Annotated in this window: 14 protein-coding genes and 1 pseudogene; 6 read left to right on the top strand and 9 right to left on the bottom strand. The window is 72.7% G+C overall.

The window, feature by feature from the left end; all coding sequences use genetic code 11:
* Positions 1-151: 151 nt before the first annotated feature.
* On the bottom strand, positions 152-730 hold the full coding sequence (locus tag ACIO9K_RS29300) for a maleylpyruvate isomerase N-terminal domain-containing protein (RefSeq protein WP_363583974.1): 579 nt from the start codon (positions 728-730) through the stop codon (positions 152-154).
* Positions 731-775: 45 nt separating this feature from the next.
* Positions 776-1,141: pseudogene (locus ACIO9K_RS29295) on the bottom strand (transposase); the annotation flags it as partial.
* A gap of 15 nt (positions 1,142-1,156) precedes the next feature.
* Here ACIO9K_RS29295 and ACIO9K_RS29290 point away from each other — a divergent pair.
* Positions 1,157-1,363 (top strand): hypothetical protein, encoded by a 207-nt coding sequence (locus ACIO9K_RS29290; protein ID WP_400334488.1) that lies wholly within the window; start codon positions 1,157-1,159, stop codon positions 1,361-1,363.
* A gap of 204 nt (positions 1,364-1,567) precedes the next feature.
* Here the strand turns inward: ACIO9K_RS29290 and ACIO9K_RS29285 are convergent, their stop codons facing one another.
* Positions 1,568-2,029: an ATP-binding protein gene (locus ACIO9K_RS29285; RefSeq protein WP_400334486.1), complete on the bottom strand. Its 462-nt coding sequence runs from the start codon at positions 2,027-2,029 to the stop codon at positions 1,568-1,570.
* A 113-nt stretch (positions 2,030-2,142) separates the two neighbouring features.
* Here ACIO9K_RS29285 and ACIO9K_RS29280 point away from each other — a divergent pair, with 113 nt between their 5' ends.
* Together ACIO9K_RS29280 and ACIO9K_RS29275 are read left to right on the top strand one after the other, a co-directional pair.
* Complete coding sequence (locus ACIO9K_RS29280) at positions 2,143-3,030, top strand: Scr1 family TA system antitoxin-like transcriptional regulator (RefSeq protein ID WP_400334493.1); 888 nt, start codon at positions 2,143-2,145, stop codon at positions 3,028-3,030.
* Entirely contained in the window at positions 3,027-3,215 is a 189-nt protein-coding gene (locus ACIO9K_RS29275) for a DUF397 domain-containing protein (protein WP_363583983.1), read from the top strand. Before ACIO9K_RS29280 ends, ACIO9K_RS29275 begins: the two co-directional genes overlap by 4 nt.
* A gap of 283 nt (positions 3,216-3,498) precedes the next feature.
* Here ACIO9K_RS29275 and ACIO9K_RS29270 read toward each other — a convergent pair whose 3' ends face one another.
* From ACIO9K_RS29270 to def, 4 genes are all read right to left on the bottom strand, one after another.
* Positions 3,499-4,635: an alpha/beta hydrolase family protein gene (locus tag ACIO9K_RS29270; RefSeq protein ID WP_400334484.1), complete on the bottom strand. Its 1,137-nt coding sequence runs from the start codon at positions 4,633-4,635 to the stop codon at positions 3,499-3,501.
* Positions 4,636-4,892: 257 nt separating this feature from the next.
* Positions 4,893-7,349 carry an SAM-dependent methyltransferase gene (locus ACIO9K_RS29265; RefSeq protein WP_400334482.1) on the bottom strand — a complete coding sequence of 819 codons (2,457 nt, stop codon included), beginning with the start codon at positions 7,347-7,349 and terminating at the stop codon, positions 4,893-4,895.
* Positions 7,350-7,377: 28 nt separating this feature from the next.
* Positions 7,378-7,626, bottom strand: coding sequence for a hypothetical protein (locus tag ACIO9K_RS29260; protein WP_363583994.1), 249 nt, complete (start codon positions 7,624-7,626; stop codon positions 7,378-7,380).
* A gap of 144 nt (positions 7,627-7,770) precedes the next feature.
* On the bottom strand, positions 7,771-8,394 hold the full coding sequence (def, locus tag ACIO9K_RS29255; RefSeq protein ID WP_400334480.1) for a peptide deformylase: 624 nt from the start codon (positions 8,392-8,394) through the stop codon (positions 7,771-7,773).
* Between the two features lie 83 nt (positions 8,395-8,477).
* Here def and ACIO9K_RS29250 point away from each other — a divergent pair, with 83 nt between their 5' ends.
* Entirely contained in the window at positions 8,478-9,038 is a 561-nt protein-coding gene (locus ACIO9K_RS29250; protein WP_400334478.1) for a winged helix-turn-helix domain-containing protein, read from the top strand.
* A 174-nt stretch (positions 9,039-9,212) separates the two neighbouring features.
* Here ACIO9K_RS29250 and ACIO9K_RS29245 read toward each other — a convergent pair whose 3' ends face one another.
* Positions 9,213-9,455 (bottom strand): hypothetical protein, encoded by a 243-nt coding sequence (locus ACIO9K_RS29245; RefSeq protein ID WP_363584000.1) that lies wholly within the window; start codon positions 9,453-9,455, stop codon positions 9,213-9,215.
* Positions 9,456-9,675: 220 nt separating this feature from the next.
* Between ACIO9K_RS29245 and ACIO9K_RS29240 the strand changes: the two genes are divergently transcribed.
* Positions 9,676-10,467, top strand: coding sequence for an aminoglycoside N(3)-acetyltransferase (locus ACIO9K_RS29240; protein ID WP_400334476.1), 792 nt, complete (start codon positions 9,676-9,678; stop codon positions 10,465-10,467).
* Positions 10,468-10,485: 18 nt separating this feature from the next.
* Here ACIO9K_RS29240 and ACIO9K_RS29235 read toward each other — a convergent pair whose 3' ends face one another.
* Entirely contained in the window at positions 10,486-11,292 is an 807-nt protein-coding gene (locus ACIO9K_RS29235) for a nucleotidyltransferase domain-containing protein (RefSeq protein WP_363619051.1), read from the bottom strand.
* Between the two features lie 282 nt (positions 11,293-11,574).
* Here ACIO9K_RS29235 and ACIO9K_RS29230 point away from each other — a divergent pair, with 282 nt between their 5' ends.
* A complete protein-coding gene (locus ACIO9K_RS29230) occupies positions 11,575-12,486 on the top strand; it encodes an LLM class flavin-dependent oxidoreductase (RefSeq protein WP_363619050.1) in 912 nt (303 codons plus the stop codon).
* Positions 12,487-12,526 lie beyond the last annotated feature (40 nt).

The following is a 12,526-nucleotide window of genomic DNA, read 5'->3' as shown; positions in this document are numbered from 1 at the left end:
CTCCACCTCCTCGACCTCCTCGACACCGACATCACACAAACCCGCTGGCCACAGACCTGAAACAACGACCCGCGAAGTCCGGGTCTAGTGCTGCGACCGGGATGGTTCGCCGCGTTTGGGGCGTCCCTCCGTCTGCCCGCGGTAGGTCTGATCACTCGGCCACCGCCGCCTGCCATGTCCATGAGTTGCGGCGGGGATGGCCGTCCAGGTCGCCCCGGCCGGTGCACCAGAGGAGGACATGAGCCGGGTCACCGGGTGGGGCATCAGGGAAGAGCCGGTGGAGCACTGCCGCACAGAGCGGCGCCGGGGGCAGCCACGGCACGCCCAGCCCCTGCGTGATGTCGTGGGTGTGCAGGAGAACCTCGGCGACACCCATTGCCGCGAAACCTGACGGGTCGCAGGGACCCCAGTGCCAGGCCCGGACCTCCGGGCTGGCGGTGGCCAGTGCACTGCCGAGTAGCCCTGCGCAGGCGGTGACCACCTGGAGCACCTCGCGCGGGGAGCTGTCCGAGCGGACGGAGAGATCGAAGGGCAGGTAGGCGTCCGTAGGGCGTGCGGCGATCTGCCCGGCGTAGGCCAGCAGGTCATGGGCGATGTGGGCGGCCGTCGTCCAGCAGCTCCATTCCAGCGGACCTGCTGGTACCGACCAGTCCTCCGCGTCGTGCGGGCCGAGTACCCGCACCATCTCGGTCACGGCCTCGTTGACGTCTCGGTTGTCGATGTAGCGCATCAGGCGATGCTATGGCTGCGGTCAGGAGGGTTCATCCGTCCAGGGTCATGCTGCCGCGCTTGCGAGGGGGCGTCCGCCCCAGCGGAGTCCCTTCTCGCTGCGGATGCGGGCGCGTTCACGGCGTTGGGCGGCCAGGACGTCGGGGTGGCGGGCGTTGGCGTTGCGCCAACGGAGGTATCGGTGCAGTTCACGGGTCTGGGCGGTGTGGTTGGGGTGGTTGGAGTTGGCGAGGGTGAACTGCCCCAGCGGTCCGAAGTGCGCCTCGATGGGGTTGGCCCAGGAGGCGCTGGTCGGGGTGAAGCACAGCTCCACCTTGTTCTTCCGGGCCCATTGGCGGATCTTGGCGCCCTTGTGGGCGGAGAGGTTGTCCATGATCACGTAGATCGGGGCGCCGTCGGGGCGGACGGCACGGCGGCGTGGGAGGCGATGGACCGGGGACCGCTCGTCCCCGTCCCGAACGCCGCACTGGCGAGGGCGCCCCTTGAGGTGTGGGCCGATTCCTTGCTGGAGGAGGTGCCGTACGAACTCGAAGACCTGCGCGGCGATCTGCTCCTTGAGTGCTACGCGGAGCCCGCCGTCACGGACGGCACTCCGCCGGTGTACTCACGGCAGGTGCGGCTGCCGGGGAAGTGAGTCCGGGGCCGGTCCGGCGCGGGAAGTCGGTGGGGCCGACTTCCCATGCCGTATTCGGCGGACGGGGGCTGGGTTGGGGTCGGAATCGGGTGGGGGTGGTGGACGGTCGGGTGACCGGCGGCGAGGGGGTAGATCCAGGCGAGGAGGGCGAGCAGGAGGGCGAACGGGAGGAGGGTGTAGGCGGTCGCGGCGCCCCGGGTCACGTCAGGACGCATCGAGGGCGACGGGGAGGTCGAGTTCGGCCCAGACGGTCTTGGCGTTGGGGTGGCGCTGGATGGTGCCCCAGCGGTCGGCGAGGGCGTCGATGAGGGTGAGGCCGCGCCCGGACTGGGAGTTGGGGGCGAGGACGGCGGGCAGGGCGGGGAAACGGTCGCCCCGGCAGTCCGAGATCTCGATGCGCAGGGTAGTGCCCCGGCGCACGGTGGTGGTGAGGCAGAGGTGAAGCTCGAAGCCGCGCCCCGGAACGCGGCCGTGGGTCGTCGCGTTGGCGGCGAGCTCCGCGACGATCAGGAGAGCCGAGTAGTACGGCTCGGTGTGGGACAAGTTCAGCCCCCAGGTGGTGAGTTGACGTCTGGCGATGCGCCGGCAGATCGCGGCGCCCTTGGGGGTGGCGGCGAGGGTGATGGTGTGGCGGCGGGGGCTGTCGAGGGGGATGTCGGTCGTCATGGAAAAAATCGTGACGGCGCGGACGTACGCTGACCATGCATCTGGGGGGTACGGAGAGTGCTTGTCCAGCTGCGGACAGTTTTTGTTCGTGTGACCGAATCACAAGCGGGGTGATCGCGGTGGGTGCAGCGCGGAACATCGAGTCAAGCGACGACGTTCGCACGGAACTGCCGGAGGACCTGGGAGAGGTGTCGGACTTCTTCCGCGCCATCGGGAAGCAGATCAAGCTGCTCCGGGAGCGGGCCGGGATGACGCAGAAGGAACTCGGCGAACGCGTCGGCTACGGGGAGCACCTGATCGGCGCGGTGGAGCGCGGAAAGCGCACCCCGCAGCCGGAGTTCCTGGTGGCGGCGGACAAAGTCCTCAACGCCGGCGGCCTGTTGGCCATCACGAAGGACGACGTGATGCGGGCGCGGGCCAAGGCGCGACTGCGACACCCGGCCTGGTTCCGTGGGTACGCAACCCTGGAGGTCGACTCAATCGAGTCCCATGACTTCGCCACGCTCGACATCCCTGGGCTGCTCCAGACCGAGGAGCACGCCCGAGCTGTCTACGCGATGAGGCAGCCCCCCTTGTCAGAGGAGGTGATCGAGATGCGGGTCGCCGCGCGAATGGCGCGCCAGGAGGTACTGACCCGGTGGCCCCGGGGGATGTTCAGCTGGGTGATCGACGAGAGCGTACTACGCAGACCCCTGGGAGGGTGGGACGTGCATGCAGCCCAGCTCCGCCGGCTCCTGGAGGTCGGGCGGACCCGCGGCATGGTCATCCAGGTGCTGCCCCTGGACAGAGCTGAGCACGCCGGAATGGGCGGGCCGTTCATCCTGATCGCACCAAAGGGTCGGCCTCAGCACGCCTACATCGAGGTACAGACGAGCAGTAGGCTGATCGCCGACCCGGAGGAAGTCCGGATCATGAACGCGCGCTACAACATCCTCAGGGCGCAGGCCCTTGGTCCCGAGGAGTCCCTGGCCTTGATCGAGAAGATCCTGGGAGAACGATGAGCACCGAGCTGGCATGGTTCAAGAGCAGCTACAGCGGCAACGAGGGTGGCGCTTGCGTCGAGGTGGCAGAGACCCCCGGTGTCGTCCACGTGCGTGACTCGAAGGACAAGAGCGGCCCCCAGCTGGCGTTCGAGCCGGCCACGTGGCAGGCGTTCGTGGCGTTCGCCGCGACCGCCGAGGTCTGAGCACTGTCCCGACGGCCCACCGCTAGGCAGCGGTGGGCCGTCGGCGTGCCGTCAGAAGGCATGGAACTCGTCTGGGTCTCCCCCGCCGCCTGGCAAGCCTTCGTCGACTTCGCCCCGACCGCCGCCGCCTGAAGGCCCGAGGCTGCCGTCTCCATCCGGGTCTGGAGGCCGAAGTCCTTCACGCAGCGGACGGTGACGAGCGGCGGGCATCCGGCATGACCGTCGCCTCGATGCGGGCGGGCCGCCTCCGTGGCGCCGGGACCCTGTCTGCCGTCCGTGCCGGTCAGGGGCTGGTGAAGGTCACCTCGGGGAAGTCCCGGCTGGGACCGTTGAGCAACGGCTCGCAGGTTCCCTTGAGTTGGCGTTCGAAGAAGGCGCCGACATAGCTGGTGGTGATCGCGATCGACCGGGGAGCGTTCGGGATGGGCAGCACGCCGCTCTCGTTGACCAGGTAGTCCAGGTCGGTGAAGGCGTAGTGGTCGGTGCCGGCGACGGTGAGCCACCGCTTCCATCCGTCCAGGTTCGGCCAACTGCTCTTCCAGGACGGCACGATGTCCGGGCCGCTCGGGTCCGCGGCCGCGATCAGCAGGACCGGGCGGCCGTCGATGCCGGTCGCGGGAACCGGTGGGGTGATGGCGCCGTCGAGGTCGACACCGGCCAGCACGCGTCGGTCCGCGCCCATGGCGGCCAGGGTCGCGTCGCCGCCGACGGAGTGTCCGGCCATGCCGATCCTCGCCGGATCGATGAGCGTGGAGTACCGCCACACCGGGCGCGGACCGGTGAGCTCGGTGAGCAGGAAGGACACGTCCCGGGCGCGGCCTGCGGCGATCTGTTCCTGGGTGGCGGCGCCGGAGTTGTACTCGTCGCACGCCGTACAGGGCAGGATGCCGTCCGGAAACCGGGTGGCCGCCGATTCGTGGGCGTGGTCGACGGTCGCCACCACGAATCCCCGGCTGCTCAGTTCCTCGGCCAGCGCGGTGAGGGTGTAGCGGGGCACCGTGAAACCGGGGGACAGCACGACGAGCGGGTAGCGGCCCCGCGCCGGTGCCGCGTCGGCCCGGGCCCAGGTACGGGTGTCGGCGAGGCGGGCCGGTTCGAGGGCCCCCGACAGACCGGCATAGGTGATCAGCGCCGACGCTTCGGCGGTGCTCATGTACGCGGCAGGCGTGCCGCTGTTGGTGCGGGCAGGGTAGTAGAGGTCGACCATCAGCTGTCGCGGTCCCGACTGCGGTGCCCACGGATCGGCGCGCCGATCGTCGACGAGGTGCAGGGTGTCACGACCGACCGCGTACGGTCCGGTCGGCCTCGGCAACGACAACGCACTCGCCGTCCGGGCCTTCGGCGCACTGGACGCCGAAGGCGGTGTCGCGGCGGGTGCCGCGACAGCTGGGGCCGACACGCTCAGGGGGATGATCGCCATGGCGGTGGCACAACTGACCGCGTATCTGGTTGCCCGCCGGATTGTCTTCATGGCGGCGATTCTTTCCACTGGCGCGGGGGTGCGGCATCCGGGTGACCCCCCGACAAGTCCCCGAGTTCGGCGTCGACATTCCCTACGGGCCATCATGACGGCGTCGGCTGGCTCGAATTGTCGAAATCGAACGGCGAGTTCACGCTCCCGATGCTGACCGCCGTGCCGCGCGTCCGGCGGCTGACCCCCGCCCCGGATCCGCGAGCTCAGAGACCCGCCTCCCAGAGCGCGCGCCGCACCGTGTGCAGGGCGGTGGCGGACTGTTCCCAGCCGTGCCACCAGAACAGGCCGCCGCCGTGGCTCGCCTCGGCGGCGAGCGCCGTCAGGTGCGCCCACGGCCCGGCCGGGAGGCCGAACTGCGGTCGGGCGGCCAGGCGTTCGGCCTCTTCGGCCGCGACCGGCACCATGCCGACCACCGGCAGCGGTGGGCCGCCGGGCGCGTGGCCGGTGCCGGTGCCGGTGCCGGTGCCGGTGCCGGTGCCGGTGCCGGTGAGGGTCGGGCCGCCAGGAGCGCGGCCGGTGCCGGTGAGCATCGGGTGCAGGGTGATCGGGTCGAGCAGCAGGGTCAGTTCGGCGGACGGCAGCGGTGCGGGGCCGTCGCGCCAGGTGAGGCGCTTTCCGGTGAACTCCGCGTGGCGGATCGGCTGTTCGTCGAGGGCGACGCCGTCCGCGGCCACCCGTAGCTCCGCGCCGCGGCCGCCCGGCAGCCGCACCCGGTAGCAGCCGTACAGATACGGCGGCACGGCCGGTGCCGCCACGGCCTGGGCGTAGGGGACGGCGACGCCGTCCACCTCGAAGCCCGCCGGGCCGACCACGACGGCGGCCGCCGTGGGCACGCCGTCGACCGCGACGCGGACCCGCAGCGCCGGGCCGTCCTCGCCCGGCCCGACGGAGACCACCAGTTCGCGCCCGGCCTCGTCCGCCGCCCGGTAGTCGCCGACCAGGTCGGCGAGCGGAGGCACGTCCGGCAGGGCGTACTCGGCGAGTTGCACCGAGAACTCCGCCGCCGCGACCCGCCCGGCGGGCCACACCGCGCCGACCAGCCGGCGCCGCCCGTCCCGGCCGACCTCGGTGCGCAGTTCGCCGCCGCAGTCGTTGCCGTCCTCGGCCTGCCAGCGCAGCACGCCGTGGTCGTGACGCGGGCCGGTGATCCGCCGCCCGTTGACGTGGACCCGGTGCCGGGGCGGGTCGGTGGCGCGGCCCAGGACGTAGACGTCGAGGTCGCCGTCCGGCGTGCCGTAGAGGCCCGTCCACGGGTACAGGGCCTCGGCGAGGACGGTGTCCAGGTCCCGACGGACGGTCGTCCCGTCGACGCCGCCCCCGAGCCCGCCGTCGCGCACCGACCGGAGCAGCGCGCGCGCCTCCGACTTGCGGGTGAGCAGGGCGCGCAGCCGCCGCGCCGCCTCCGGGGTCGGCCGCCGGTAGCGGCCCTTGGCGGCGGCCTGCATGGCCGCGTCCTCGCGGCGGGCCAGCAGGGCGCGTTCGGCGTCGGCGAGATCCGGCGGCGCCCAGGACGCCACCGCCGCCTCGGGCTCCCGGACGAAGCGTTCGCGCAGGGCGCCGTCCTCCCCCAGGGCGAGGACGAAGCGGGCGGCGGGCGTGTCCTCCTGCCAGTGGTAGCCGCCGGGGACGTGGAAGTCCGTGAAGCCGTCGAGGGCGGCGAGTTCGCGCGGCCCGTAGTCGTCGACCGTCCGGACCGGACCGGTGGGCGGCCGCACGGTCTGGCCGGGCCGGATCAGGCCCAGCCGTTCGAGCATCCGCGGATCGGCCGGGGCGGCGACGGCCGGCGGGAGGTACCAGGTGGAGGCGCTGGTGACGGTCCGCTGCACGGCCCGGTCCCGGAGCCCGGCGACGGTGTGCCGGTCGGTGACGGGGGCGGTGCCCCGGTAGCGGGCGCCGATGTAGTTGACCACCGCGTGGTCCGGGCCGTAGACCTCCTCCAGCCGGTCGACCAGGACGGGCAGCCGGTGGTTGAAGAACCCGGTGCGCTGGTAGCCGAGTTCGCCGACCAGCCCGACCTGCCAGAGCACCAGGTGCAGGCCCGGGTCGATCCGCCGGCCGCGGATCAGCAGGTCCGAGGCCTCGAAGGTCTGCATGCCGGGGCTGCTCGGGTCCACGCCGAGGTCGGCGCACAGGACGTCCAGCGCGCTGATCCCCGGACGCATCACGGCCGCGTGGCCCTCGCGGCGGGCGATCCGGACGGCGCGGTGGCTGGAGAGGACGAACACGCCCGGGTGGCCGTAGAAGACCGCCGCCACCCGCCGTCCGGCCCGGACGAAGTGCAGGATCGCCTCGGACATCTGCACGTACGTCAGATAGCGGTCCTTGGCGTCGTCGTAGAGGACGCCGAGGTCGTAGGAGTCGGGCCGCCAGGCCTTGATCCGCACCACCGTCACCGGGTCGGCGACGCAGTGGAAGACGTGGTCCGCCTCGCGCAGCAGCCGCTCGTCGGCGCGGGTGAACCCGGCCGCCTCGATGCCGGAGCCGAGGACGGTCAACTCGCCCTTGGGCGTGGCTGGTTCGGCGTGCCCACCGTCCAGCCCGGGGCGGTCCGGCCCGGGGGCGGCGGCGATGGCCCGGGCCAGCTCCGCCCAGCGGTCCTCGTGCTCGCGGCGGGTCGGGAAGCGGTCGAAGGGGCGGCCGTACGGGCGGTTCGGGTCCATCGGGCGGCGCCAGTCGGTGTCGGCGGCGTCAGGCGATATCGACGGCGAAGTCCATCTGGACGACCTGCGGCGGGGGATCCATCAGGCCCGGGGCGTCCACCTCGAAGTCCATCTGGGTGATCTGCGGCGCGGGCTCCGTCAGGATCGGGCTGTCCAGGTCGAAGTCCGTCCGGCCGACCTGGCGGAAGGGCCGGTCCTCGGCGGTGTCGGGGCCCAGCGTGAGATCGGCGTCCACGTCGATGTCGACGACGTCGAAGGCCAGGCTGCTTGCGGTCACGGTAGGCACTCGACAGTCACTCGTCCCCTCGGAGCCACGGGCGTTGGCGACTTCATGCTACTGAACACCAGTTCGCGCCGACAGCCCTCACGGGCGCCTCCGGTGCGCCAGCCGGCCGAGGCCCTGGTCGGGCGCGGTCAGCGGTCAGCGGGCCGACGACCGCGCCGCCCCGGCCGCGCGCTGGGCCCGCTGAGCCCGCTGAGCCCGCTGAGCCCGCTGAGCGAAGACGTCCTCCCGTCGGTCGGCGGTCTGGCGCAGGACGCGCTTACGGTCCCGGCCGGACAGCCGGTCGATGTACAGCTGCCCGTTCAGGTGATCGGTCTCGTGCTGGAGGCAGCGGGCGAAGTAGCCGGTCCCCTCGATGGTGACGGCGGCGCCGTACTGGTCGAAGCCGTGCACCACCACCTCGGCCGGGCGGGCGAGTTCGGCGCCGGCGCCGGGGACGGAGAGGCAGCCTTCGGTGTCCTCGATCAGCCGGCGGCCGGGCTCGCGGGGCTCGATGACCGGGTTGAGCACGTGGCCGACGTGCCGGACGCCCTGGTCGTCGCGGCAGTCGTAGACGAAGAGGCTCAGGTCCACGTCCACCTGGTTGGCCGCGAGCCCGCAGCCGTCGGCGACCTGCATGGTGGCGAACATGTCCTCGATGAGGCGGGCCAGCCGTTCGCTGCCGTAGTCCTCCCCGGTCGCCGGGCGGCAGGTGCGGCGGAGGATGTCCTCCCCCACCTCGGTGATCCGCAGGACGGTCGGGCGTTCACGCGGTTCGGACATCGGCGCTCCCTCGTCGACACCGTCGACACGACGGCGGGGATGACGGATTGTCATCGACTTTGCAAAGTAGCAGACTTTGCAAAGTGACCGAAGATGCCAGAGGCACCGAAGACACCGAAGACCTCGCCGCGCCCGCCGCCGGCGCCCTCCCCCAGCACCCCGTACGCACCGCGCTCCTCGGCCTCCTCTCCGAGAAGGCCGCCCTCACCTCCACCGAGGCCGCCGCCGCCACCGGCTACAGCTCCGGCCTGTGCTCCTTCCACCTCCGGCAGCTGGCCCGCCACGGCCTCATCGAGGAGGCCCCCGCCACCGACGGCCGCGCCCGCCCCTGGCGGCTCCCGCAGCAGCCCCACCAGCCCTCCGCGGCCGAAGAGTTCGGGGACCTCGCGCGCGGCCTGGAGGACGAGAGCTACCAGCGTTGGCTCGCCCGCCGCGACACGGCCCCGGCCGACTGGCGGCAGGACGAGGCGTTCAGCACCGTCCTCTACCTGACCCCCGCCGAACTGGCCGCCGTCGGCGAGGCCGTCCGCCAGGTGCTGGCCCGCTACCGCGACCGCGAGGCCGACCCGGCCGACCGCCCTGCCGGCGCCCGCCCAATCGCCGCCGTGGCCCGCCTCTTCCCGCTCCTCCCGGACGAGCACTGACGAGCACTGACGAGCGCTCACAAGCGCTGACGAGCACTGACGAGCAGGGCCACCTACAGACGGAGCAGGAAGTCGGCCGGACCGACTTCCTGCTCCGCGACCGTCGACTATCACGGGGAGTTCAAGGCCAGGCCGCCCGGCCGGCGGCCTGCCGCTCCCGCGCGCCTACCCGGCTCAGGCCCAGATGGAGAGGCGGGCCGTGTTCGGGGCGACATCACAGAAGTAGCTGACCGCCTCGCCCCGGGCCACGTAGGCCCGGCCCGCGGCGTCGCACGCGGCGCCGCTCGGGTACATGCCGACATAGACGTATCCGGTCGTCACGCTCGTGGATGCCTGAGCAGCCGGGGCGGCCATCAGCCCGCCCGCAGCCAGCAGTCCAGCAAGGGCCATGGTGGAAACCGCTTTGCGCATTGCCATGCCGGTGCCTTCTTCCCTCCAAGAGGAGCGCCGGAGTCCGCCCCCCGGCGCTTCGCGGTGATCCTCCTCCACTCCCGAACCCAAAGCAATGGTCAAGACCAAATGGTCGAGACCAATTTGGCAGTGCGTCAGCGGCGGCGTCCGGGCGGCACCCGGGCGGCGTCCGGGCGAGGGAAAAACCCGCTGGCGCACCGGCCCCACCGGCCTGCAAGCTGGCCCGATGCGCGTCAACGGCCCCCTCTGCACCCGCCAGTCCCTCGCCGCCGAGCTGCTTGCCGCCGGGGTCGAACCCGGCGGCACGCTGCTCGTGCACTCCTCGCTGCGCTCCCTCGGCTGGGTCTCCGGCGGGCCGGTCACCGTCGTCCAGGCCCTGCTCGACGCCCTCGGACCGACCGGCACCCTCGTCGTCCCCACCCACACCGGGGACAACTCCGACCCCGCCGGCTGGTCCAACCCGCCGGTGCCGGAGGCCTGGTGGCCCGACATCCGGGCGTCCTGGCCCGCGTACGACCCGCAGATGAGCCCCACCCTGGGAATGGGCGCCATCCCCGAGACCGTCCGGACCTGGCCCGGCGCCCGGCGCAGCGCCCACCCGCAGACCTCCTTCTCCGCCCTCGGCCCGGGCGCGGCCGAGACCACCGACGGACACGCCCTCGACTGCCTGCTCGGCGAGTCCAGCCCGCTCGCCCGACTGGAGGACCGCGACGCCCAGGTCCTGCTGCTGGGCGTCGACTTCGGCTCCTGCACCTGCTTCCACCTCGCCGAATACCGCGTCCCGGGCCCGAGCGAGGACATCTCCTTCGCCGCCCTCACCCCCGAGGGCCGCCAACGGCTCACCGTCCGCGACCGGGCCGTCTGCGCCGACGACTTCGCCGAACTCGGCACCGCCTTCGAGGCCGACCGCCCGAAGGCCGTCCGCCACGCCACGGTCGGCGCCGCCACCACCCGCCTCTTCCGCCTCCGCGACGCCGTCGCCTACGCGCAGCACTGGCTGCCCGAGCACCGGGCGTAGGACAGGACGTGTCCGATTTCAGGTCCGGGGCGTCTTCTCCCCGTGGACGGCGGTGTACTCGGCCGCCAGCCACGGCCCGAGGTCCTCGGTGAGCACCTTGAGGACGGTCGGGTCCGCCGTCGGCGTACGGGCCACGGTCGCCGCCAGACGCATCTGCTCGGCGCGTTCCGGGTAGTAACGGGCGAACGCCCCGGCGGACTCGGTGAGATCGCTGGTCCAACCACCCCACCGCGGCATCACCAGGGTGAAGCCCGTCCGCACGATCCGGCGGGCGACTGCGCGGCTGAGCGCCCGGCGCTCGGCGGGCGTACCGGCCGAGCCCGCCCGCTCGCGCCAGCGCGGGAGGGCAAGGGCGAGATCACCGTTGGTCTCGCGGGCGAGCGTGGAGGTGGGGCGGTAGCGGGGCAGTCCGGCGGCGAGGTCGTCACCGAGCAAAGGGGTGCACAGGCAGGCCACGAACCAGCCCAGGTCGTGACGTTCGAGCTCGCTCAGCAGCGTGTCGGCGCTGAACAGGAGGATTCCGACACCGTTGACCTGCGGGAAGGATGCGTCGAGCCGGGATTCGAGCGCACCGGCATCAGCCCGGTCGGCGGCGGAGGGCTCCTGCCTCAGGGCGAGCAGGAGATCGAGATCGGAGACCTCGGGGATCGCGGTGCCGCGCGGGATGCTGCCGTAGAGGTAGGCACTGTGCAGCCGGGGTCGGTCGAAGACCTCGGCGATCAGCGTGCGGGCGGCGACGACCACGGGTGCGAACGCCTGGGGCACCCGGCCCAACGAGCCCTCCCGTGCGATGAAGCCGTCGTCGTCCAGTCCCGCGCTCGTCATGGGGGTACTCTGCCGGTTCCCGCGCCCCCCGGGCGAGCCGATTTCGGACGCCGGGCACGGCCAATCGTCAACTCTCCGGCGATTACCGGGCATCATTCCAGGCACGGACGCGAGGGGAACGGCGTTGGACCCAGGGAACACCTCGCGCCACCGTCGCCGCACTCCGACGAGCACGCTCCCCGGAACGACGAGCCGCAGGACGGGGAGCAGGGCCGCGCACCGCGCGCGGGCCCGCGGAGGGGCGGCGCCCGTATGCGGCCTGCCCTCCGGAGGATGATCCCCATGCAGCCCGACCCTCAGCCCGCTTCTCAGCCCGCCCCGCAAGCCGCCCCGCAGGCCGTCAAGATCGGCCTCGGTCTGCCCCTCCAGGACCCCGTCCTGCTGTTCGAGTGGGCCCGGCGGGCCGACGCCGGCCCGTTCAGCACGCTGGGCCTGGCGGACCGGGTGGTGTTCGACAACCCCGAGCCGCTGGTGACGCTGGCCGCCCTGGCCGGCGCCACGTCCCGCGTCCGCCTGCAGACCGAGGTGCTGCTCGCGCCGCACCACGTCCCCGCGCTGCTCGCCAAGCAGACCGCCACCCTGGACCTGCTCTCCGGCGGGCGGTTCACGCTCGGCCTCGGCGTCGGCGGCCGGGAGGACGACTTCCTGGCCGCCGGCATCGACCCGCGCCGCCGGGGCCGGCTCCTGGACGAGCGGATGGCGGTGCTGCGCCGCCTCTGGGCCGGTGAGCCGTTCGGCGACGGGGTCGGCCCGGTCGGGCCCGCGCCGGTGACACCGGGCGGCCCCGAGGTGCTGTTCGGCGGCTTCGCCCCGGCCGCGCTGGACCGGGTCGGCCGGTTCGGGGACGGCTTCCTCGGCGCGGGGGTGCCGCCGGAGGCGATGGCCGGGCTGTTCCAGGACGTCGAGAAGTCCTGGCAGCGGCACGGCCGCGACGGCCGGCCCCGGCTGGTCGCCCAGGCGAACGCCGTCCTCGGCTCGGCGGAGACGGTCGAGCAGGCCCGGCGCAACATCCGTGCGTACTACGAGTCCAGCGGCCGTGCCGACCGGATGGAGGAGGGCCTGCTCACCACGCCGGAGGCGATCCGGGCCGCCGTGGCCGGCTTCACGGCCATCGGCGCGGACGAGGTGATGCTGTACTGCTGGTCCCCCGAGGTGGACCAGGTGGACCGCTTCGCCGAACTGCTGTTCCGGTAGCGGTCGCAGAGCCGGAGATCAGTGCGGGATGCCGGAGATC

Origin of the sequence: Kitasatospora sp. NPDC087271 (assembly GCF_044744605.1) — a bacterium.
Classification (GTDB): domain Bacteria; phylum Actinomycetota; class Actinomycetes; order Streptomycetales; family Streptomycetaceae; genus Kitasatospora.
This window is presented reverse-complemented; position numbering and strand designations above follow the sequence as displayed.

Coding starts and splice junctions, on each gene's coding strand:
- ACIO9K_RS29230 (WP_363619050.1), top strand. CDS start 11,575: ATGCAGCCCGACCCTCAGCCCGCTTCTCAGCCCGCCCCGCAAGCCGCC.
- ACIO9K_RS29265 (WP_400334482.1), bottom strand. CDS start 7,349: ATGGACCCGAACCGCCCGTACGGCCGCCCCTTCGACCGCTTCCCGACC.
- ACIO9K_RS29240 (WP_400334476.1), top strand. CDS start 9,676: ATGCGCGTCAACGGCCCCCTCTGCACCCGCCAGTCCCTCGCCGCCGAG.
- ACIO9K_RS29270 (WP_400334484.1), bottom strand. CDS start 4,635: ATGGCGATCATCCCCCTGAGCGTGTCGGCCCCAGCTGTCGCGGCACCC.
- def (WP_400334480.1), bottom strand. CDS start 8,394: ATGTCCGAACCGCGTGAACGCCCGACCGTCCTGCGGATCACCGAGGTG.
- ACIO9K_RS29300 (WP_363583974.1), bottom strand. CDS start 730: ATGCGCTACATCGACAACCGAGACGTCAACGAGGCCGTGACCGAGATG.
- ACIO9K_RS29285 (WP_400334486.1), bottom strand. CDS start 2,029: ATGACGACCGACATCCCCCTCGACAGCCCCCGCCGCCACACCATCACC.
- ACIO9K_RS29235 (WP_363619051.1), bottom strand. CDS start 11,292: ATGACGAGCGCGGGACTGGACGACGACGGCTTCATCGCACGGGAGGGC.
- ACIO9K_RS29290 (WP_400334488.1), top strand. CDS start 1,157: ATGGACCGGGGACCGCTCGTCCCCGTCCCGAACGCCGCACTGGCGAGG.
- ACIO9K_RS29275 (WP_363583983.1), top strand. CDS start 3,027: ATGAGCACCGAGCTGGCATGGTTCAAGAGCAGCTACAGCGGCAACGAG.
- ACIO9K_RS29245 (WP_363584000.1), bottom strand. CDS start 9,455: ATGGCAATGCGCAAAGCGGTTTCCACCATGGCCCTTGCTGGACTGCTG.